Origin of the sequence: uncultured Rummeliibacillus sp. (genome assembly GCF_934216135.1) — a bacterium.
Classification (GTDB): Bacteria; Bacillota; Bacilli; order Bacillales_A; family Planococcaceae; genus Rummeliibacillus.
In genome coordinates, this window is sequence record NZ_CAKQBI010000011.1 from 80,281 (window position 1) to 103,402 (window position 23,122).

22 protein-coding genes are annotated in these 23,122 nt (G+C 33.9%); 19 read left to right on the plus strand and 3 right to left on the minus strand.

Annotated elements, in window-relative coordinates; translation table 11 throughout:
• The first annotated feature begins 2 nt into the window (after positions 1–2).
• From Q0977_RS09295 to Q0977_RS09305, 3 genes are all read left to right on the plus strand, one after another.
• The gene (locus tag Q0977_RS09295; protein ID WP_299512962.1) at positions 3–494 is read left to right on the plus strand and encodes a FixH family protein; all 492 of its coding nucleotides are present in this window, start codon (positions 3–5) and stop codon (positions 492–494) included.
• Between the two features lie 134 nt (positions 495–628).
• Entirely contained in the window at positions 629–1,198 is a 570-nt protein-coding gene (locus Q0977_RS09300) for a TetR/AcrR family transcriptional regulator (RefSeq protein ID WP_119414580.1), read from the plus strand.
• A gap of 65 nt (positions 1,199–1,263) precedes the next feature.
• Complete coding sequence (locus Q0977_RS09305; protein WP_299512965.1) at positions 1,264–3,903, plus strand: YhgE/Pip domain-containing protein; 2,640 nt, start codon at positions 1,264–1,266, stop codon at positions 3,901–3,903.
• Positions 3,904–4,120: 217 nt separating this feature from the next.
• On the opposite strand, the gene yhfH is transcribed toward Q0977_RS09305, so the two are convergent.
• Complete coding sequence (yhfH, locus tag Q0977_RS09310; RefSeq protein ID WP_119414582.1) at positions 4,121–4,246, minus strand: protein YhfH; 126 nt, start codon at positions 4,244–4,246, stop codon at positions 4,121–4,123.
• A gap of 139 nt (positions 4,247–4,385) precedes the next feature.
• Between yhfH and Q0977_RS09315 the strand changes: the two genes are divergently transcribed.
• From Q0977_RS09315 to Q0977_RS09340, 6 genes are all read left to right on the plus strand, one after another.
• On the plus strand, positions 4,386–5,378 hold the full coding sequence (locus Q0977_RS09315) for a lipoate--protein ligase (RefSeq protein WP_299512969.1): 993 nt from the start codon (positions 4,386–4,388) through the stop codon (positions 5,376–5,378).
• Positions 5,379–5,415: 37 nt separating this feature from the next.
• On the plus strand, positions 5,416–6,120 hold the full coding sequence (locus Q0977_RS09320; protein ID WP_299512972.1) for a response regulator transcription factor: 705 nt from the start codon (positions 5,416–5,418) through the stop codon (positions 6,118–6,120).
• A 2-nt stretch (positions 6,121–6,122) separates the two neighbouring features.
• The gene (locus tag Q0977_RS09325; protein ID WP_119414585.1) at positions 6,123–7,112 is read left to right on the plus strand and encodes a HAMP domain-containing sensor histidine kinase; all 990 of its coding nucleotides are present in this window, start codon (positions 6,123–6,125) and stop codon (positions 7,110–7,112) included.
• 20 nt (positions 7,113–7,132) lie between these two features.
• On the plus strand, positions 7,133–7,906 hold the full coding sequence (locus Q0977_RS09330; RefSeq protein ID WP_119414586.1) for an ABC transporter ATP-binding protein: 774 nt from the start codon (positions 7,133–7,135) through the stop codon (positions 7,904–7,906).
• Positions 7,878–9,815, plus strand: a complete 1,938-nt coding sequence (locus Q0977_RS09335; protein WP_119414587.1) for an ABC transporter permease — start codon at positions 7,878–7,880, stop codon at positions 9,813–9,815. The genes Q0977_RS09330 and Q0977_RS09335 overlap by 29 nt, the downstream gene beginning before the upstream one ends.
• 195 nt (positions 9,816–10,010) lie before the next feature.
• Entirely contained in the window at positions 10,011–11,567 is a 1,557-nt protein-coding gene (locus Q0977_RS09340; RefSeq protein ID WP_124217797.1) for a fatty acid--CoA ligase family protein, read from the plus strand.
• Positions 11,568–11,676: 109 nt separating this feature from the next.
• Here Q0977_RS09340 and Q0977_RS09345 read toward each other — a convergent pair whose 3' ends face one another.
• Entirely contained in the window at positions 11,677–13,029 is a 1,353-nt protein-coding gene (locus tag Q0977_RS09345; RefSeq protein ID WP_119414589.1) for an amino acid permease, read from the minus strand.
• Positions 13,030–13,414: 385 nt separating this feature from the next.
• Here Q0977_RS09345 and Q0977_RS09350 point away from each other — a divergent pair, with 385 nt between their 5' ends.
• Together Q0977_RS09350 and Q0977_RS09355 are read left to right on the plus strand one after the other, a co-directional pair.
• Positions 13,415–14,056: a DedA family protein gene (locus tag Q0977_RS09350; RefSeq protein WP_241155063.1), complete on the plus strand. Its 642-nt coding sequence runs from the start codon at positions 13,415–13,417 to the stop codon at positions 14,054–14,056.
• 130 nt (positions 14,057–14,186) lie between these two features.
• Positions 14,187–14,657, plus strand: coding sequence for an S-ribosylhomocysteine lyase (locus Q0977_RS09355; RefSeq protein ID WP_119414591.1), 471 nt, complete (start codon positions 14,187–14,189; stop codon positions 14,655–14,657).
• A gap of 56 nt (positions 14,658–14,713) precedes the next feature.
• Here Q0977_RS09355 and Q0977_RS09360 read toward each other — a convergent pair whose 3' ends face one another.
• Positions 14,714–15,490, minus strand: a complete 777-nt coding sequence (locus Q0977_RS09360) for an enoyl-CoA hydratase-related protein (protein WP_124217799.1) — start codon at positions 15,488–15,490, stop codon at positions 14,714–14,716.
• Positions 15,491–15,754: 264 nt separating this feature from the next.
• Here Q0977_RS09360 and Q0977_RS09365 point away from each other — a divergent pair, with 264 nt between their 5' ends.
• The 8 genes from Q0977_RS09365 to hisG all read left to right on the plus strand — a co-directional run bounded on the left by Q0977_RS09365 (position 15,755) and on the right by hisG (position 23,115).
• A complete protein-coding gene (locus tag Q0977_RS09365; RefSeq protein ID WP_299512989.1) occupies positions 15,755–16,987 on the plus strand; it encodes an EAL and HDOD domain-containing protein in 1,233 nt (410 codons plus the stop codon).
• A 245-nt stretch (positions 16,988–17,232) separates the two neighbouring features.
• A complete protein-coding gene (gene cccB / locus Q0977_RS09370) occupies positions 17,233–17,625 on the plus strand; it encodes a cytochrome c551 (protein WP_299512990.1) in 393 nt (130 codons plus the stop codon).
• A gap of 377 nt (positions 17,626–18,002) precedes the next feature.
• Complete coding sequence (gene hprK, locus Q0977_RS09375) at positions 18,003–18,932, plus strand: HPr(Ser) kinase/phosphatase (protein ID WP_299513037.1); 930 nt, start codon at positions 18,003–18,005, stop codon at positions 18,930–18,932.
• A 40-nt stretch (positions 18,933–18,972) separates the two neighbouring features.
• Positions 18,973–19,782 (plus strand): prolipoprotein diacylglyceryl transferase, encoded by an 810-nt coding sequence (gene lgt, locus Q0977_RS09380; RefSeq protein WP_299512992.1) that lies wholly within the window; start codon positions 18,973–18,975, stop codon positions 19,780–19,782.
• A 251-nt stretch (positions 19,783–20,033) separates the two neighbouring features.
• Positions 20,034–20,693: a pyrophosphatase PpaX gene (gene ppaX / locus Q0977_RS09385; protein ID WP_299513001.1), complete on the plus strand. Its 660-nt coding sequence runs from the start codon at positions 20,034–20,036 to the stop codon at positions 20,691–20,693.
• The gene (locus Q0977_RS09390) at positions 20,686–21,210 is read left to right on the plus strand and encodes a DapH/DapD/GlmU-related protein (RefSeq protein ID WP_299513003.1); all 525 of its coding nucleotides are present in this window, start codon (positions 20,686–20,688) and stop codon (positions 21,208–21,210) included. Before ppaX ends, Q0977_RS09390 begins: the two co-directional genes overlap by 8 nt.
• Positions 21,211–21,329: 119 nt before the next feature.
• Positions 21,330–22,499, plus strand: a complete 1,170-nt coding sequence (locus Q0977_RS09395; protein WP_299513006.1) for an ATP phosphoribosyltransferase regulatory subunit — start codon at positions 21,330–21,332, stop codon at positions 22,497–22,499.
• A complete protein-coding gene (gene hisG / locus Q0977_RS09400) occupies positions 22,492–23,115 on the plus strand; it encodes an ATP phosphoribosyltransferase (RefSeq protein ID WP_119414599.1) in 624 nt (207 codons plus the stop codon). Before Q0977_RS09395 ends, hisG begins: the two co-directional genes overlap by 8 nt.
• Positions 23,116–23,122 lie beyond the last annotated feature (7 nt).

Here is a 23,122-nt window from a genome sequence, read left to right on the forward strand (position 1 = left end):
TGATGAAAAAACTACTAATAAGTTTAGCTGTAATAGCTGGTGTACTTGCTGGCTGTAACAATGCAAATAGTTCAAAGACAGATGATTCTACATCACATAACGAAGGAACAACAGTAGAAGTAAAAGTAGCTATTCAAACACCTGAAAAAGTAAAAGTTGGAAAGGATGTTGAATTAGCCGCTCATGTTACTCAAGGTGGAGAAAATGTAGACGATGCTGATGAAGTGAAATTTGAAGTTTGGGAATCAGGTAATAGAGATAATGGACAAATGCTTGAAGGTAAATTAGATAAAGACGGCATATACAAAGCAACGACAAAATTCGATCATGATGGTGTCTATTATATGTATGCTCACACCACAGCTCGCGGTTTACACACAATGCCTAAACAAAAAATTGTAGCTGGCAATCCTGATATGAGTAAAGTAAAAGAGGATAATGACGATGGAAGTATGAATATGGATATGAATGATTCTTCAAGCGAAGACCATTAATCTATATTCGAGGAAGATTTAGTATTTATTAAAATGTCTTGCAACTAAAAATTAATAAGTGTAAAATTAATGACCAGATGACCGAAAATGTTTTCTGGTCATTTTATGTAAGCAGAAAGTAGGTAAGAAACCATATGGATAGGAGACAAGAGATTCTTGAAGCAGCATCCAAATCCTTTTCACTATTTGGATATAAAGCAACAACCATGGATCAAGTGGCGAAAATTGCGAATGTAGGAAAAGGTACGATTTATACTTTTTTCGAAAATAAAGAAATACTTTTTCAAGAGATTGTAGTAAAACTAATTTTGGAGATGAAATTAGCGGCCGAACAGGAAATTGAAACAAGCCGTCCATTTCAAGAAAATGCACATAATGTTTTAATGAAAATCTTGCAATTTAGAGAAGTACATCAACTATATGCAAAGTTAGTAGAAGAAGAAAAAGAGCTTCGAACTCCAACTGTTCAAACAATGCTAATTCGTATCGAAAAAGAAATTGTCTCCTACATTTCGGAAAAGATAAATATTGCTGTAGATAAAAAAGAATTGTGTCCATGTGATTCGGAACTTGTAGCCTTTCTATTATTTAAATCTTATATTGGTCTAGTCGCAGATTGGGGCGAAACACATGATTCGGAATTATCCGAAGAAAGAATCGCAGCATTGTTTCGAGATACTATCTTTAAAGGTCTCTTACCATGAGATTCTTTTTGCAATAAAATGACCAAATGAGAATATTGGTCAGTCAGTTTTAGGAGGAGTAAATTGTGATTAAAGCAGAATGGAGTAAAATTTTTCATTCTAGAAAAGTTTTAGTTGCTATAATTGCTGTTTTATTTGTCCCTGTTCTATATGCTGGTATGTTCTTATGGGCATTTTGGGATCCATATGCAAATTTAGAGGATTTACCAGTTGCTATCGTAAATAATGATGAAGGTGCAACAATTGATGGCAAGACAAAGCATCTAGGAAATGACCTTACAGAAAATTTAATTGATAGTAAAAAGTTTAAGTTCACGGAGACTACCCAAGAACATGGGAATAAGGGATTAAAAAATCGCGATTATTATATGGAAGTTGTTATTCCAAAAGACTTTTCAAAGAATGCAGGTTCAATCTTAGAGGATGATCCTGAACAAATGAAAATAATATATAAGCCAAATGAAGGCTATAACTTCTTAGGCGGACAAATTGGTAATACGGCTTTAGAATTAGTTCGTAAAGAGGTAAATAAGCAAGTCTCAGCAACTTATGCGAAAACGTTGTTTGCGAATATCAAAAAAATGGGTAACGGTTTCGGAGAAGCTGCAGATGGAGCAGGTAAATTAGAAAATGGAGCGGGCAAATTAAATAAAGGCGCCAACCAATTAAATGATGGGCTTCAAACTGCAAAAGATGGAGCAACTCAGTTAGCCGATGGAGCAAAGTCTGCAGCGAATGGATCGAGTGACTTGAAAAATGGAATTGATTCAGCAGCAAATGGAGCAACCCAATTAAATGATGGAACAAAATCTGCAGCAAAAGGCTCTAATGATTTAAAGAATGGAATTGATTCAGCAGCAAATGGAGCAACCCAATTAAATAATGGGGCAAAATCCGCAGCAAAAGGATCAAATGAATTAAATAATGGTATCACCTCAGCAAAAGATGGATCAGGTCAATTACAAACAGGTTCATCTGATTTGAAAAAAGGAACCGAAACTTTAGTTTCAGGTCTAGAAGGCAATACAGCTAATATCAATGCTTTAAATGATGGAGCACAACAAGTGAATACAGGTATTGGTACATTGAGTACTGGATTAGCTAAATTAGCTCCAGGTGCCAGCAATGTATCAAATGGCGTATCACAGTTAGTGACAGGCTTAGGAGAAATGCCTACACAAGTTGCCTCTTTAAAAACAGGTGTATCAGATTTAAATAGTGGAGCAGCTAATTTAGCAACAGGTACAGCCGAATTAGAAGCAGGTACAGAAAAACTAATCCAACAGATTAATTCTTTAGGATTAACTGATGAGCAAAAGAACCAATTATTAGCTACAGCAAATACTCTTAAAGCGGGAGCAACTACAGCAAAAACAGGTGCAAGTAATCTAAGTGCAGGAACGACTGCACTAAACGATAAAGTTTCGAAAATGAATGCACCAACTACAGGAGATTTAACTGCATTAAAAGAAGGTGCTGCACAAGTTTCAGCTGGTTTAGACCAGATGAATGAGAAAGTAAGCAAAGAGTTAGCGCCAGGTACAAAACAATTAGCAGCAGGAACAGATAAGCTCGCTTCAAATTGGAGTAGTTCAGTAGAAGGTGCTAAAAAATTAGATGCAGGAGCTGGCCAACTAAATACAGGGATAGCTTCACTTAATAATGGACTTGGTCAATTACAAACAGGCTCAGGAAAACTAACTGCTGGTTTGGGCACATTAAGTAACGGAACACAATCGCTTACTGATGGACTTGGTCAATTACAAACAGGCTCAGGAAAATTAACTGCTGGTTTGGGTACATTAAGTAATGGTACACAATCATTAGTAAATGGAATGGGTCAACTACAAGCCGGCTCAGGTAAATTAGCAAACGGTTTAAATACATTAAGTAATGGAACACAATCTTTAGTAAGTGGTGCAGGAAAACTTTCTGACGGATCGCAACAACTTGCAGATGGTACCACTAAATTAAAAGATGGGGCAGGAACACTACAAGATAAACTTGCTGATGCTCATCAAACTGCTTCAAGTGTTCATGCATCTCAAAAAACATATGATATGGTTGGCGAACCAGTTGATGTAGATAAACAAGAAGTAAATAAAGTTCCAAACTATGGAACAGGTTTTGCCCCTTACTTTATTTCACTAGGATTATTTGTTGGTGCATTACTAATTTCAATTGTTTTCCCATTAGTAGAACCAGCTATCAAACCAAAAAATGGCTTCTCATGGTTTGCTAGTAAAACAGTTATTTTAGCTGTAGTTGGTTTCTTCCAATCTATAATCGTAGTATTAATATCATTATTTGTATTAAAAATTGAAATGGCCAATATTGGTGCGTTTATCTTGTTATCTTTAATAACAAGTTATGTTTTCTTAGCTTTAATACAAATGCTTGTTACTATTTTAGGAGATCCTGGACGATTCTTAGCAATTATTGTCCTTATTCTTCAACTTACAACAAGTGCTGGTACATTCCCGTTAGAATTAGTACCAAAAGCGTTGCATGTATTTAACAAAATCTTACCGATGACATATACAGTTCAAGGCTTCAAGGCGGCTATTTCAACTGGAGATATGGGCTTTTTCGGATTTAATATCGCGATTTTGTTAACATATTTGGTTGCTTTCTTAGCAATTACGTTTGGATTTTTTGCATTATTATTTGCAAAACGCCATTCAAAAGAAGCTACTGCAGAATAGATCAATATAAAAGGCCAGGGAATAGTCCTTGGCCTTTTTAAAATATGAATATATCAAAGATTAATAAAAAAGCGTAAAGAGGGGTTCGGGCTCTTTACGCTTTTTTCGTAAGCGGTTTACTTATAAGTTCATCATCTGCGGTTCAGACAGTGATGAGGAGTGAGCGATTACTAAACGAATCTTGGGAGACGTTTAGTCTAGTAAGTAATATAAACTATTAAAGGTTATTGCAATGTTCACAAGTGTTAGTATAGCACTCGCTTTGTTCTTCAATTTTTTCTCCACATTCTGCACAATGTTTATCAGGTAAGTTTTTGAAAAATTCAACAACATTTTCTAACATTGAAAGTCCCCTCCTTCACAATACTGTTATATTACTGTTTTGTTATTAAGTATTGTATTATAACAGAGGAGTAAATGTCAATACAAAATTCCAAATTTAAGTTAAAATAATTTATGAATATATTGAGGGAGTGACATACATGTATTTTATCGATAATAAAGGAATCAACGATCCACGTATTAACTTAGCAATAGAAGAGTATGCATTAAAAACAATGGATGTAGAAAAGGATTCATTTTTACTGTTTTATATTAACCAACCATCAATTATTATTGGAAGAAATCAAAATACAATTGAAGAGATTAACACAGATTACGTTGAAGAAAATGATATTATTGTAGTTCGTCGATTATCTGGTGGTGGGGCCGTGTATCATGATCTTGGTAATTTGAATTTTAGTTTTTTAACAAAAGATGACGGAGAATCATTCCAAAACTTTAAAAAGTTTACGCAGCCAGTTGTTGATGCTATGAAAAAACTAGGTATTGACTCTGAACTTTCTGGTCGCAACGATATCCTGGCAGAAGGGCGTAAAATTTCAGGAAATGCCATGTTCTCAACAAAGGGTCGTATGTTTAGTCATGGTACTTTAATGTACAATACAAATATTGATCATGTTGTATCTGCACTAAAAGTTAAAAAGGAAAAAATCGAATCAAAAGGTATTAAATCTGTTCGTTCACGTGTTGCGAACATTGCTGATTTTATGGAAAATCCAATAACAATCGAAGAATTTAGAATGGAAATACTAAAATCGATTTTCGGTGGAGAAGAAAATATTCAATATTACGAACTAACAAAAGAAGATTGGGATAATATTTATAAATTATCAGAAGAGCGTTATCAACAATGGGATTGGAATTATGGACAATCGCCTAAGTTTAATATTCAACGAAATAAGAAATTCGCTTCTGGTTTTATCGATTTACGTTTACAAGTAAAAAAAGGTATTATGGAACAAGTGCATATCTTTGGTGATTTCTTTGGTGTCGGTGAAATGAAAGACATAGAAGAAGTTCTGAACGGCAAAAAATATGAACCTCATGAGATTTCAAAAGCTCTTGAAAATATAGATATACCTAAGTATTTTGGAGGAGTTTCAAAAGAAGAATTTTTGAAACTAATCTATTAATTTTACGGATATGACGAATAAGATGGAGGGGAGAATAATGAGTACACATCGAATTTTAATCGTGGAAGATGATGTGAAAATTGCATCATTATTAGCGGATACATTACGCAAGTATCACTATGATGTAACTACCGTGGAATCTTTTGATAACATTCTAGATGATTTTAAAGCGTTCGATCCACATCTTGTTTTGCTTGATATAAACTTACCTTCATTTGATGGTTATTACTGGTGTCGCCAGCTTAGACAGTTAACGACCTGCCCAATAATATTCATTTCAGCAAGATCTGGGGAAATGGATCAAATCTTTGCATTAGAGAACGGTGGCGATGATTTTATCACAAAGCCATTTAACTATGAAATTGTGTTAGCAAAGATTAAAAGTCATTTACGAAGATCGTATGGAGAATATGCGATGAAGCAAGAGGAAAGAACGATAAAGCTTGGTCAATTACAACTATTTTTGGAACGTATGGAGTTGCATACAAAGAATGCACAAATTCCACTTCAAAAAAAAGAATGTGTCATTTTAGAATTGTTAATGGGACAAGCCCCAAAGGTAGTCTCTAGAGAAAAATTATTAGAAGAATTATGGGATGATCAAGCTTTTGTTGATGAAAATACTTTGAACGTTAATATGACAAGGGTGAGAAAAAAGCTTTCGGATTATCATGTGCTATCTACTATTGAAACAGTGCGTGGTGCAGGTTATCGATTTGTTTTATGTGAAGAGGAGCAATAATCATGGATTCTATAAAACTTTTTCTAAAGGAGCATGTTGGCTATGTCATATTTGATATATTGCTGGTGTTATTTATCCTACTATTATATTGGTTAGATGGTTTTCGTAATATTGATACAGCTATTTATTCTATCATTATCTCGTTAATCTTAACCGTAACTTTTTTATGTACAAGGTATATTATGCGCCGCTCTTTCTATAATAAGATCCTTCAACTACCTCATTCTATGGAAGACGCATTACAAAAAAACGCAAAAACCCCAGCAAATATTGCTGCAGAAGAATATATTCATGAACTATACAAAATTTATGAATTAGAAGCACAAGCTTTATATGCTCAACAAAATCGTCATCTTCAATTTATGAATCAGTGGGTACATCAGATGAAAACACCAATTAGTGTTTTGGAACTACTTTTGCAAGAAGATGGAGAGTTAGATAAGGTTAGTGTTCAAGAGGAAGTAGATAGACTAAAACATGGTCTGGAAACCGTTTTGATGAATGCACGTCTAGATACTTTTGAAGAGGATATGAAAATTGAGCAGGTTGCTCTTCGCCCATTGGTAAGCTCAATCGTAAATGAAAATAAAAGATTATTTATCACAAATCATGTATACCCTAATATTGATATCGCTGAGGATTGTATCGTCCCAACTGATCCGAAATGGATGAAGTTTATCATCGGCCAATTTATCACCAACGCAGTAAAATATACTTTTGAAGATGGAAAAAAGCTGTATTTATCTGCAGAAGTTAATGACACACAAATTATTTTAACCATTAGAGATGAGGGTATTGGAATACCACCTTCAGATTTAAAACGTGTAACGAAAGCATTCTTTACTGGTGAAAATGGTCGGAAAACAGCCGAATCTACGGGGATGGGTCTATATTTGGCAAAAGAGGTTTGTGATAAGTTAGGGCATCAACTAGAAATAGATTCAGAGGTAGGAAGAGGTACAACCATACGTGTTCACTTCCAGCATTCATAATAGAATTGAGGTAAACGTATATGTCAATTTTAAAAATTCAGGATGTAACGAAAGTATATGAAGGTAAAGTTACACATCGCGCGGTCAATCAACTTAGCTTCGAAGTGGAAAATGGTGAATTTCTAGCAGTGATGGGACCATCGGGAAGTGGAAAAACAACGCTTCTAAATATGATTTCTACTATTGATACACCAACATCAGGTGAGATTATCGTCAATGACATAAAACCTCATAAGTTGAAGAAAAATGATTTAGCTTATTTTAGAAGACGCCAACTAGGGTTTGTTTTTCAAGATTTTAATTTACTTCAGATGTTAACCGTAGAAGAAAATATTGTATTACCGTTAACGCTTGATGATCAAAATCTTGAAACAATGGAAACGAGACTTCAATATGTTACAGAACAATTAGGACTTGAAAAGATACTCGAAAAGCGTCCAAATGAAATTTCGGGTGGTCAAGCACAAAAGACAGCTATTGGGAGAGCCATTATTCATAAGCCATCACTTCTATTAGCAGATGAGCCAACAGGAAATTTAGATTCTAAGTCTTCAAAAGATGTATTAGAATTACTTAGACGTATTAACAAGCACGAAAACACAACAATCGTGATGGTGACTCATGATCCTATTGCAGCAAGTTATTGTGACCGGGTTCTTTTTATCAAAGATGGAGAGTATTTTAATGAAATATATAAAGATAACCATCGCCAAACTTTTTTTCAAGCTATTTTAAATGTGTTGAGCTTATTAGGGGGTCATGTCGGTGACTTTTCGACAGTTCGCCTTCCGTAATGTAATAAGAAATCAGCGTGTTTATGCAGCTTTCTTTCTATCAAGTGTTTCATCGGTTATGGTATTTTTTATCTATTCCATGTTAATGTTTCATCCAAAAGTTGAAGATGAATTTCTCCGGGAAATTGCCTTTCAAGGGATGTTCGGTGCAGAAGTTATTTTAGTGCTGTTCACATTGTTTTTCTTGTTTTATTCTATGCGGGCTTTTTTAGAAGCTCGTTCAAAAGAGTTTGGGATATTACTACAATTAGGGATTGAGAAAAGAAAACTCAATAAGCTAATTCTATTTGAAACAATGATTATTGGAATTGCTGCTATCATTGTTGGAATAGTTTTTGGTTATGCTTTTTCTAAATTTTTCTTTATGATTGTCAGAGAAATTTTGCAAATTGATAGTTTACCATTGTATTTTTCTTGGAAGCCCTTTGCGTTAACAATTGGTACATTCACAAGTCTATTTGTGATTATTTCATCTTTTAGTGTTATGTTCATCAAGGATAATAATTTGGTGAATCTTTTGAGAGGATATTGGCGTAATGAACAGATTGCAAAGTATTCCGTTTGGAGAGGGATTGCAGGCTTATTGTTATTAACTATGGCGTATGTAATGGCAGCCAATATTAATAAAGCCTATCTTATTGTATTTGTTTCTTTAACACCTCCCTTTGCAATGATTGGTACATATCTATTCTTTACAGATTCTGTACCTTTTATATTGTCACGAATACGTAGACATCGAAAATGGTATTGGCATAAATATCGGATTATCTCATTGGCCAAAATTTCGTCGATTATGCGAGAAAATTCGAGAATGTTCTTTATCTCATGTATGGTTTCTACACTAGCTTTTTTGGCAGTCGGCTCCTTAAGTTCAATGTCCACATTTACACACCAGTATCATCAATTAAATCCATTGGGAATGGTGTATTCTAGCAAAATAGATAACCCATATGAAAAAACGCATGTATCTGGATTAATCGAGGAATTAGAGGATAAGGGGTTAAGTTATCACCTCAATAAATTCGATGTAAAAAGACAAACATCGTCAAATACTCAAAAGACCGTAAAAATATTGACGCAATCAGATATTAATAGACTAGCTCTTTTATATAGTTATCCGGTCGTTAACTTAAAACCAGGTGAAGCGATGTTCCTACCTTATTCAATGGATTCTATTGATATGTTAAAAAAGAAAAATGTTGAAACAGTTTTACAAGAAAATAGTATTCCTTTAACGATAAATAAGGTGTATCCAAAAGTATTATTCTCACCTACAGAGCTTGGAACAAATGTCATCGTAGTTAGCGATGAAGATTTTCGTTTAATCAAAGAACCAATGGTAGGTGCAAATGCAAACCAATCCACGAATCATATTTTTGTTTTTTCAGTACCTGAATGGACAGAAACAAAAGATATCGGTCAAAACCTAGACGCCTTAATGACAGAAGCATATATGACTAATCATGAAAATGACTTGCCTTTCTATTTTGAAAACTCAGGGTTGGATTATTCTTTTATACGCTCAACGTTTGCGTTATTGTTGTTTATCGGATTATTAGCGGCTACAGTATTTTTCCTAGCATCAGGGAGCTTTATATACTTTAAACTTTATACGGGCTTAGAAGAAGATAAAAAGCAATTTGACGCATTACGTAGAATGGGCATTACCGATAAAGAGTTACGTAAAATAGTAAATAGTCAACTGATTCCACAGTTCTTTATGCCATGGGGATTAGCGATGTTTCATAGCACATTTGCATTTATGGCATTACAAGTATTCTGGAAAGGAATTGCGGATTTATCGATTATAAGAGAGATATTCCTCGTGCTAGCAGGCATCTCATGTATGCAATTATGTTATTTTTATCTAATTCGATGGCGATATTTGTCGCATATAAGAGCTATTTAATTTAGAGAATTCACTCTATATAAGGGCTTTAAGATAAATATGTTAAAAACAAAATAACATCAAAAAATAGAAAAATACTAACAACAGTTAGCGAAAAATAGAATGTCTGTTGTTTTATTTTTTCAACTTCTATATAATAGATATGGATGGGGAATGAATTACCGTTCATTTTATTCTTACAAAGGGGTTGAGAATATGAATTTAGTTTCAGCGGTTTATAAGACATCTATAGAACAAGCAGACAAAGTAGCTTATCATTTTGGGGGAAAAGATACTACTTACTCAGAATTTGAAAATTCTGTTTCAAAAATGGCAACTGCATTAAAAGAATTAGGGGTTGATAAGGGCGATCATGTTGCTTTCTTATTAGGTAATACACCTCATTTTATAATTTCTTTATATGCAACAATGCGAATTGGTGCAACAGCTATTCCGATTAATCCGCTTTATACACCAGATGAAATTACATATATTATTCAAAATGGTGATGTTAAAGCCGTGATTGCCTTAGATGCGTTGTTACCTTTAGTAGAAGCTGGTGTTCAATTATTTCCTAGTGTAAAAGCGTATGTAATATGCGAAACGAAACCAGATATATTCGAGAAAATGGAAACGCTATCACCAATTGTGAAAGAAAAAGTTCATCTTTTTACGCAATTATTAGCTCAATCAGAGCCAGTGGTAAAACCAGTAGAGATTGATGATGATGAGACAGCTATTATATTGTATACTTCAGGTACAACAGGGCATCCAAAAGGAGCTATGTTAACACATAAGAATCTATATTCAAATGCTAGAGATATATCTGATTATTTACAATTCAATGAGAATGATCGTATTATAACTACTTTACCTATTTTTCATGTTTTTGCTTTAACGGTTGTTGTCAATGCGCCTTTATTAACTTCAGCGCAATTAATCATTGTGCCTAAATTTAGTCCAAAAGAAATTTTTAGAATTGGTAGAGAACTTCAACCAACTGTTTTTGCTGGGGTTCCAACGATGTTCAATTTCTTGTATCAATTCCCGGAAGGAAATGCAGATGATTTAAAATCATTACGTTTAGCCATTTCGGGGGGATCTTCCTTGCCAGTTGCTTTACTTCATAATTTTGAGGATAAGTTTAATGTTAGAATATCAGAAGGATATGGTCTATCTGAGGCTTCACCAGTTACTTGTTTTAACCCACTGGACCGTGAACGAAAACCTGGCTCAATTGGTACGAATATTGTAAATGTAGAAAACAAAGTTTTTAATGAGTTAGGTGAAGAAGTACCGGTCGGTGAAGTCGGTGAACTTGTTGTAAGAGGACCTAATGTTATGAAGGGGTATTATAAAATGCCTGAGGAGACAGCTATGGTAATTCGTGGTGGTTGGCTTTATACGGGCGATTTAGCAAGAATGGATGAAGATGGTTATTTCTATATTGTTGATCGAAAAAAGGATTTGATTATTGTAGGTGGCTTCAACGTTTACCCACGAGAGGTAGAAGAAGTCTTTTATAAAAATCCAGGAGTATTAGAAGCGGCTGTTGTTGGTATACCAGATCCAAATCTAGGTGAAGAAGTACTAGCATACGTAGTACTGAAGGACAAATCTATTACAGTTGATGAATTAGATGCATTCTGTAAAGAACATTTAGTAAAATATAAATGTCCAAAAGAAATTATTATATTAGATGAATTACCAAAGAATACTACTGGGAAAATATTACGTCGTAATTTAAAAGACCAAGCTCTTTCTCGCGTTTAGTGAGATTTAAACAGAATATGAGAGTGCTTAAAGAGACACTCTAAATATACAAAAAACTCGTCAATCACTTTTGATTGACGGGTTTTTCATAATACAAATAGACTTATATTTAAGCTTTTTTATATTTTGTATAATAGAAAATAATTAAAAGGAGGATCCAAACTGGACCAACTTCAAGTGCAATTCTTGTATCTGGAAATACGCCCATTAGAACAATAACTAAAAGTAGGAACGCAATAGCGAAGTAAGAGCCAAATGGATACATATATGCTTTATAAGAAAGTTTTGAAACCTGTGTTTTCGATAAAGTTTTACGGAATTTCATTTGACTGATTAAAATAATAATCCAAGTCCAGATAGCACCAAAAGTTGAAATGCTGGTTACCCACATAAATACTTTTTCCGCTACAAAATAATTTAAAATGACACCAATTAAAAGAACAAACGATGAAGCAATAATAGCTGCTGTTGGAAGACCATTATGGCTTACCTTTTTAAGAAAAGCAGGTGCTTGATTTTGTTCAGCAAGGTTAAACAACATTCGTCCAGTGCTAAATATACCACTGTTGCAGCTTGATAATGCAGCTGTTAATACAACAAAGTTAATAATACCTGCTGCATATCTTAGTCCAATTTGATCAAACATTAAAACAAATGGACTATTGTTTGTATTGATTTCATTCCATGGATAAATAGACATTATTACAGTTAAAGCACCAATATAAAATATTAATATCCGCCAAAGTACTGTATCAATTGCATGAGGAATAACCTTTTTAGGATTTTTGGCTTCACCAGCAGTAATACCAATCATTTCAATTCCAAGATATGCGAACATTACAATTGGTAATGACATGAAGATACCCTTTATACCATTTGGCATAAATCCACCATGACTCCATAAATTACTAAAGCCAATAGCTATACCACCATTACCTATCCCGAATAAAATAATCCCTAATCCAACTATAATCATTGCGATTATTGCAAAAACTTTTATGAAGGCAAACCAAAATTCAAATTCGCCAAATGTTTTGACTGCGATTAAATTGACTATTGTCATAATTACAAGTGCAGCAAGTGCCCATATCCATTTTGGTGAACCTGGGAACCATAATTGCATGTAAATCCCGACTGCGGTTATTTCCGCCATACATGTCACAATCCATAAAAACCAATAGTTCCATCCAGTTATAAATCCTGCGAGTGGTCCTAAATAGTCTTTAGCATAGCGACTAAAGGATCCGGCGACAGGGTTTTCAACCGCCATTTCACCAAGTGCACGCATAATAATGAAAATTACGATACCACCAAGGGCATAAGCGATTAAAATTGCAGGACCAGCTAATTGAATAGCGCCTGCAGAACCTAGAAATAACCCGACTCCTATGGCAGCACCGAGCGACATTAGCGTGATATGTCGCGACTCCAAACCTCGTTGGAGCTGTGGTTTCTTGTTCATAGATAAAAACTCCTTCGATGCTATAAAATTAAATTGTAACTTCATTATGGTAACACAAAATAGAGATAATAAAAACGAATTTATGCCACTAAAAATATAAATATTCTGAATGATTAAATCCTAGATTTGGAATATCATTATAAGTTATGTATATGCGGTGGTGTTTGTAAATCTTCCATTTTAGAAAATTAAAAAGAATACAGATTTGTTTTCGAAGAAGGATTACTATTTTTAATGATATGTTCATCTGACTTGTCATAAATTTTGCAACATTCATCTAGCATTTAACGTTACAATTAGAGTGTTACGTATTTATACCGTGACAGAAGATAACATAAACAGTATCATGAATAAGAATATGTATAGAATGTGAGTGGAAGTAATGATAGACCTTATAAAAGGATTATTTGATTTTATCATGCATATTGATGTGCACTTAACTGAAATTGTTTCCCAATATCATGCTTGGGTTTACGGAATTGTCTTCCTTATTGTGTTTATTGAAACAGGCGTCGTTATTATGCCGTTCTTACCTGGTGATTCACTGCTATTCGCAAGTGGAGCACTTGCATCGCTAGGAGCCTTAAACTTATGGGTTTCTTTGCTTGTGTTTTTTGTGGCTGCCGTTTTAGGAGATTCCTTGAATTATGAGATAGGTCATAAATTAGGTAAATCAATTCCTGAAGATAGCTTTTTAGGGCGCATGGTGAATAAAGAACGAATGCAAAAAGCACAAGACTTCTTCAACAAACATGGTGGTAAGACGATCGTCATCGCACGTTTTATGCCGGTGATTCGGACTTTCATCCCGTTTATAGCCGGTGCAAGTAAAATGCGTTATAATTACTTCATTATGTATAATGTCACTGGGGCTTTACTATGGGTATTGGTTGGAGTATTTAGTGGTTACTTCTTCGGTAATATCCCAGTTGTAAAAAATAACTTTTCTACTGTTATTTTAGCCATTGTATTTGTTTCCATTTTACCGGCGATTATTGGAATTTTACGTTCCAAATTTAAAAAGTAATATAAACTCATCTCTTGTTAATATACAAAAATAATTTGATATTAGCAGAGGTGTTTTTTAACGAAAGTATTCTAAAAATTTAAAATAATGATAAAATAAAATTATATGAACATAAAAGGAGTTTTGCCTAATGGAAAAATTGAACGTGGAGAGTTTCAACCTTGATCATACGAAAGTTCAAGCACCTTTTGTACGTCTTGCAGGCATTAAAAAAGGTATCAACGGGGATGAAGTGTATAAATATGACATCCGCTTCAAACAACCAAACAAAGAGCATATGAATATGCCCGCATTACATTCTATTGAACATTTAATGGCTGAAAATATACGTAACCATACAGATCAAGTAGTCGATTTAAGTCCAATGGGATGTCAAACCGGTTTTTACTTATCGCTTATCAATCATACAGATTATGATGAAGTTCTAGATATAATTGAAAAAACATTTAACGATGTTCTTGAGGCAACAGAAGTTCCTGCTTGCAACGAAGTTCAATGTGGTTGGGCTGCAAGTCATAGCTTAGATGGAGCGAAAGAATTGGCAAAAGAAATGCTTGCTAAACGTGATGAGTGGAGCACAATTTTTGCAGAAGAAAAATAATATTGATTCATTTGGGTGTTACAAAGAGAATGTCTTTGTAACACCTTTTTTAAGTTTCAACGCCCTTTAAAATTAGGCTTTCTTTTTTTTGCAAATGCATCCAATGCTTCTAGACGATCTTCTGTTGGAATAGTGATTTCATATGATTTCCGTTCAATTTGAAGACCAGTTTCTAAATCTGTATTCATCCCATTTTTGATAGCAAATTTTGCTTGTTGAATGGCTATCGGTCCGTTTGAAAGTATTTGATGGGCAAAATTTAAAACTTTATCTGATAATTGAGACCGGCTGAAACAATCAGTAAGTAGCCCAATTTGTGTAGCTTCTTGAGACGTTATCCTCTTTGCTGTTAAAATGAGTTCTAATGCTTTTGCTTCTCCTACTATTCTAGGAAGTCTTTGTGTGCCACCCGCTCCAGGGATAATTGCTAGACTTGTTTCGGTTAGTCCCATTTGAATATCATCAGCAGCAAAACGAAAATCACAAGCAAGAGCAAGCTCAGTTCCTCCACCAAAAGCATAACCATTTAGCATAGCGATAGTAGGTTGTGGTAATTTTTCTATAGCTGTAAATAATGCACCAATCTTATTGAGATTTCGTTTGACGTCCCTTTCTGGTAAGTTTCTCCTCTCCTTTAAATCTGCACCCACACTAAAGGACTTATCACCTGCACCTGTGAAAATAACAAGATATAAATCTTCATCTGTACGAATAGATTCCACAACTTCATGTAGCTCAACAAGCAAATCGTAGTTAAATGCGTTCAATGCTTCTGGTCTATTCAATGTGATGGTCGCAATATGATTGGACTTTTCGAAAATTATACTGTTCAATAGTTAGCCCCCTAAATTACTTGATATAAAGTTAATCGTAGTAACTATAGCAATATACTCCAATATACAGTATTTTATAATTCCATTTTTTGTTGAAAGAATGAGTATTTTAGAGTATCTTTCTAGTGGGGCATTTTAGTTATCTAAGTATGAGTTGGGTGTTGATAAATCTGACTAGTTTTATAAAATAAATCATTATTAAGCACTATTTATTTGGAGAAAAATGATACAATATAGGTAAATGTGTATTGAAGGAGAAAGAAAATGGAGATCTTTATTGGAAGACAACCAATCTTTAATACTAATGAACAAGTCTATTCGTATGAATTATTATATAGAAATGGAATTGAAAACAATGCATTTCCTGATATTGATTCGGATATCGCTACGGTTGAGTTAATTATCAATTCCTTTTTATCAATTGGTTTTGAAGAATTATCAAATGGTAAACCTTGCTTTATCAATTTTACTGAAAATCTATTGATGAATGACATTATGGAACAGTTGAATCCATCACAAGTAGTTATTGAGATTCTAGAAGATGTCCCTATAACTAAAGGATTGATAAAGCGTGTAAAGGAACTGAAAGCAAAAGGTTATCGCATTGCTCTCGATGATTTTATAATGCAAGAAGATTCTAGCATTTATAACGATTTATTTCCTTATATAGATATTATAAAAGTTGACTTTATAATATCTTCAGTAGATGAAAGAGAAAAAATTGAGAATCGTATAAAAAAGCTATTTCCTCATATCATTTTACTGGCGGAAAAAGTCGAAACGATGGAACAATATATTGATGCGATTCAAAGAGGGTATAAATTATTTCAAGGTTATTTTTTTACTAAGCCACAGATCATTCGTGCAAATGACATTCCCGCAAACTTATTACAATATTATCGTGTTATCGCTTTACTCCGTGTAGAAGAACCAGATATTGATGAGATTACTGAAGGTATAGAGCATGATATCGCATTATCATATAAACTTATGAAGCTGATCAATTCCTCATCTAAACGGTCAAAATTTAAAATCCGTTCCATTAAGCAAGCAATCTTACATTTAGGACTAGAAGATTTGAAAAGATGGATATACATATTAACATATCGTGAATCTCAAAAATATAATCCTAGTGGCGCATATGATGAGCTTATGAAAACTTCATTGTGTAGAGCCAAAATGTGTGAACTATTAGCGAAATATAATAACAAGAGAAATACATCCGAATACTTTTTAATTGGTATGTTCTCACTAATTGACGCACTTTTACGTAGACCGATAAAAAGCATCTTAATGCAATTACCACTATCTGATGAAATAGTAGAAACAATATCAGGGAGTGATACATCTATGCAACCATACCTTCAATTAACAGTTGCTGTTGAAAAAATGGATTTTGAAGTTATAAATAAAATTGCAAATGATTTAAGTATAAATATAGAAGAAGTATTTGAAATTTTTAAAGCTGCAAATAAATGGTCAAACCGAATTTCATAGTGAAATAGAACCGATATTTATATGGTATTTAATGGGTGATTATTTAATTTTGTTTAAATAATAAACTACCATTAATACTGACATTTAAATTTTGAATTTTAAGAAAATATATAGATTGGTCTTTTGGAGTAGTCTATTTGGCGCAAAATGGTCACAAATTTTATGTTTTACTCAGGTTTAATTTAGTATTGAATTTGGTATACTTACTACGTAAGTTATTATTTAAATTTATAGGAGGGTCTATTATGCAAAAAGCTCTACTTGCATTGTTACTCGGTTCAGCTTTAGTTTTAGGTGCTTGCGGTAATAACGATGACAATAACTCAGCATCCGAAGACACTAAAACAACTGAAAACACTGATAACACAGCAAACGATACAACAACTGATGACAAAGCCACAACTGCTAATGCCGATGGTGAAAAAATTGCAAAAGAAAAATGTATTTCTTGCCACGGTAATGATTTGACAGGTGCTATGGGTCCTGATTTAACAAAAATCGGTTCTACTTTATCTGAAGATGAAATTAAAAATATTTTAAATAAGGGTCAAGGTCAAATGCCTGCAAAACCAGCTAATGGTTTACAAAGTGATGACGAAGTAAATGCTGTTGCTAAATGGCTTTCTGAACAAAAATAATAATTTTTGGACTAGCTTTCATTGAGGGGGAAGCTAGTTTTTTTTATAATTGAAAATTAATAAACTTTCAAATCAAGTATGGAATATCTTACTTGGTTTTTATTTTCTTATAGACATTATTTACTTAGTTTCTAATCGTACCCTTCAACGTACATAATGCTTTTCTATTTTTCAGGTTTTTCAAGCATCTTCAAACAAAGTTTTATGCTAAAATATGTTATATTGTTTATCTTGTATAAAGTGCGGTCAGTACTATCATAAAGACTGAACTAATTGCAAATGAAGAGTAGAGGATTTACTCCCTGAGCGGAAACAGGTTTCGTATCTGAAGATTTATTTTATCTTATGGTTATTTGGAAGGTGGTATAACAATGCCTTTGGATCAAGTTTGCACCAAAGATGTTATGGAAGTTTTAAATCTGAAACTTATAAGCGGTGAGGAAGGAATCGGTAGACATATTTTAACGAGTGATATTTCTAGACCTGGTCTTGAGATGGCAGGTTACTTTACACATTATCCTGCTAAACGTGTGCAACTTTTAGGGAAAACAGAACTATCCTTTTTTGAAATGTTGTCTCGTGAAGTTCAATTTGATCGGATGAATAAGTTATGTTCTCAAGAAACTCCAGCTATTATTATCTCGCATGACATGGAAGTTCCTGAAGCTTTAATAGTTGCTTCTGAAGAACATCATGTGCCTGTTTTAACAACAAAGCTACCAACAACTCGTTTCTCAAGTCTATTAACGAATTATCTTGAAAGTCGTTTAGCACCAACGACAGCTGTCCATGGTGTATTAATGGATATCTATGGGATAGGTGTTTTAATAACTGGTAAAAGTGGTGTAGGTAAAAGTGAAACAGCCCTAGAACTTGTTAAAAAAGGACATAGATTAGTCGCAGATGATTGTGTCGAAATTCGACAGGAAGGTGAAAGTACACTTGTTGGCAATGCGCCTCCTTTAATAGCACATTTACTTGAAATACGAGGAATTGGTATTATTGATATTATGACATTATTTGGCGCAAGTGCTGTACGAAAACATAAACGTATCTCAATTGTTATGGATCTAGAAACATGGGATTCAGATAAAACTTATGACCGCTTGGGTTTAGATTCGGAGACGATGAAAATCATTGATACAGAGCTACCAAAGTTAACGATTCCAGTAAGACCAGGACGAAATCTATCTGTTATTATTGAAGTAGCTGCGATGAATCATCGTTTGAAAAATCTAGGCGTTAATGCAGCAGAAGAATTTTCACGTCGCTTAGATAATGTAATTGAAGGAAATGACGAATTCTAGTAGAAGAATTTAAAGATGATAGTAGTGAAGGGAGCTTACTATGGATTCAATTTTAATGGCAATAGACCCAGTAGCATTTAACCTTGGACCAATTTCGGTTCGTTGGTATGGAATAATTATCGCTTGTGGGATTATTATTGCTTATTTTATAGGTCAAAGAGAAATGGTGAAAAGAGGTTTTGGTGATGATCTCTTAACAGATTTACTTATTTGGGCAGTGCCTATTTCAATTGTTTGTGCCAGAATTTATTATGTTACATTTGAATGGCCATATTATGCGGCACATCCAGGAGAAATCATTCAGATTTGGCATGGTGGTATTGCCATCCATGGTGCGCTAATAGGAGCATTTGTGACAGCGATTATTTTCTCTAAAAAAAGAGGCATTAGTTTTTGGAAATTAGCAGATATTCTGGCGCCATCGATTATTATTGGACAAATTGTTGGGCGTTGGGGAAATTTCATGAACCAAGAAGCTTATGGGAGAATAGTTGAACGTTCATTCCTAGAAAATTTACATCTGCCAGATTGGATTATCGAACAAATGAATGTCCAAGGTTTCTATCATCATCCAACATTCTTATACGAATCTTTATGGAATTTAGTTGGTTTACTAATTCTTTTATTGCTTCGAAAAGTAAACTTACGCCGAGGAGAAATCTTCTTAACTTATATTATTTGGTACTCATTCGGTCGATTCTTTATCGAAGGATTGCGTACAGATAGCTTGTTGATTGGTAATTTACGTATGGCACAAATTGTATCACTAGTTGGACTTGTTGTAGGTGTTGCTTTAATCATCTACCGTCGACTAAAAGTAAAACCAGTTGTTCACTATAAAGATGAGTAGGGGATATTTTCATTCATTACAAAATCATTTTTTATTGAAAAATATATAAAATTATTCGCCGATATTATTTTGGTCAAATATTAAATTCCTAAACTAGGGATTTAAAGAGCCATTATAATACGGCGATTCCTTTATATTAGATGTTCTTAGTTCTATCTAATGTAGGTGGATTGCTGAAAATGACAATATGATAAAATGGTATTATTATTCTATCAAAACTTTAACGGAGAATCTAAAGGAGTAATTTCAGAATGACAACAAGTAAATTTAAAGGGCTGCTATTTGACTTTGATGGCACATTATTAGATACAAACGAATTAATAATTCAAACATTTTTGCATGTACTTGAACCTGAATTTCCTGGGAAATTTACAAAGGACGACATGGTTCCTTTTATAGGACCTTCATTAATCGAATCCTTTTCGACAATTGATGCTTCAAAAGCTGAGGAATGGGTGCGTCAATATCGTCTGTGGAACAGTGAACACCATGATGAACTAGCTAGAGAATTTGATGGAGTTAAGTCTACTTTACAAGAACTAAAAAACAAGGGGATTCGATTAGCGATTGTGTCAACAAAGCGATATGATTCTTTGATCAAAGGTATCCGTCTACTAGATATTGAGGATTTAGTAGAAGTTATTATTAGTATGGATGATGTAAAAAATGTTAAACCTGATCCTGAGCCTATCCTTTTAGCTCTTGAGAAGATGCATTTAAGAAAAGAAGATGTAATCATGATTGGGGATAATTCTCACGATATATTAGGTGGCAAAAATGCAGGTGTAAAAACAGCTGGAGTTGCTTGGTCTTTAAAGGGAGAAAAATTTTTAATGCAATTCAAACCAGATTATATGCTGCACGATATGAAAGATTTATTGACTATAGTAGAGGAGCATGCAAATGCGTAGGACGGAAAGATATTCGGTATCTGGTTCGACATCACTTTGGCAAATTTATAAAACAGTTTCTTTCTGGAAAGTAGTGAAATGTTTTGTTGTTATAGAAATTGCACGATATACGCCTTTTCTCTCTGTGAAGAATTGGCTTTATCGTACATTTTTAAAGATGAAAGTTGGGGAGAAAACATCTTTTGCATTGAAAGTAACCCCGGATACGATGTTTCCAGAACGGATTAAAGTAGGGAAAGACACAATTATAGGTTTTAATACAACAATACTTGCGCACGAATATTTAGTAAATGAGTATAGATTAGGAGATGTTGTAATTGGCGATCGTGTAATGATTGGTGCCAATTCAACGATTTTACCTGGTGTTGAAATAGGTGATGATGCGATTATTTCTGCCATGACATTGGTGAACAAAGATGTCCCAGCTGGTGCATTTGCTGGTGGTAATCCGATGAAGATTATTTATACAAAAGAAGAGATGGATAAAAAGAATTCAGTTAATTCTAAAGAGTTGTAACATACAAATAAATTTGTCTGGAACTATTGACTTAAAGTGGTTGTTATTATAAAATACTTTCATACATCATCACTCTAACACTCTAGCGAACTAAAGTATATAGATTAGGAAGTGTAATAATGTCACCGATTCGAAAGTTTGAAAAACCATTAGGAATGCGCGATACATTTCCAAAGATTTTTGGAAAGAAAGAAGTGATTCGACAAACAGGTATGGAGTTTCTTCGTTTGAGAGGTTTTGATTTTATCCAAACACCTACTCTTGAATATTACGATACAGTAGGTAAAGCTTCTGCTATTGTCGATTCTTCACTTTTTAAATTAGTTGATAGTCAAGGGAATACATTAGTTCTTCGTCCAGATATGACGACACCTATAGCGCGTGTCGCAACTTCAAAATTATTAAAAGAAAAAATACCACTTCGGCTAGCTTATTTTGCAAATGTTTTTCGTGCACAACAACTTGAAGGTGGCCGACCAGCAGAATTTGAACAAATGGGTATCGAAATCATTGGAGATTCTTCTGTGTATGCAGATGCAGAAACTATTTTAACAGCAATACGTTTATTAAAAACATTGGGTATTGAAGATTTTAAAATTACAATTGGAAATGCTGGAATCTTAGAGGCAATTATTAAAAAGAACGTCCAAGATCAACAACAATTTGAGGAACTACATAACTTATTAGTACAAAAAAATATCGTTGGATTTGAGGAAGCTGTTATTTCGTATAATTTAGCGATTGAAAAAGAGCAAACTTTGTTATCCTTTGTGGAAGATGCAACGGAGATGAAAAGTATTCGAGAAATTGCAAAATATCTATATGAAAAAGATGCATTTATCTATATGGAACAACTAGCATCTATTTTAGAGATTGCAGACGCTACATCTTACATTGCGTTCGACTTTACATTAGCAAGTCATATGAATTATTACACAGGGATGTTATTTGAAGTATTTGCAACTGGTTCAGGTTTTCCAATTGGAAATGGTGGACGATATGACGGATTACTTGATGAATTTGGTATTGAAGTTGGCGCCATTGGTTTTGGCTTTCGAATTGACCATCTATTAGAAGTTATTCCACAACAATCAGAAACAAATGATGAAGTTCTGGTACTATTTGTAGCACCACAGTTAGCAGAAGCGCTTGAAACTGCCGAAAAACTTCGAGCACAAGGAAAACGTACTACGTTACAATCGATGGAAGGTTTAGATAATTTAGCAGCATTTGAAAAACACTTCGCAGAAATTGTACGAATTGGACAAGGAGGTAACGTTCATGAATGAGTTAACGATTGCCATGCCAAAAGGTCGTATTTTCGAAGAAGCTTATGAGATGTTAATCGAGGCAGGCTTCGAATTGCCAGAAAATGTTGAAATGTCACGCAAATTAATGATTGAAATCCCACAAGAAAAGATTCGATTCATTTTAGCTAAACCGATGGATGTCCCTACTTATGTTGAACATGGTGTAGCTGATATCGGCATTGCTGGTAAAGATGTTTTACTTGAACAAAGACGCGAAGTTCATGAATTACTTGATTTAAATATTAGTAAATGTCATATAGCTTCTGCTGGATTGCCAAATACAACTTTGAACGAAATAGCTCCTCGTATTGCAACAAAATATCCAACAGTTGCTTCAGATTATTATCGTGAAAAAGGGGAACAGGTAGAAATTATTGGACTGAACGGTTCAATCGAATTGGCACCAATGATTGGGCTAGCGGATCGTATCGTTGATATTGTCTCTACTGGTCAAACATTAAAGGAAAATGGTCTTGTAGAATATGAATTTATCACAGATGTGTCATCAAGACTTATTGCTAATCCTGCAAGTTATCGGATGAAAAGTGAACGTATTTTAGATTTAGTAAAACGCCTTAAAAAATGTGTGAAATGAGAGAAGG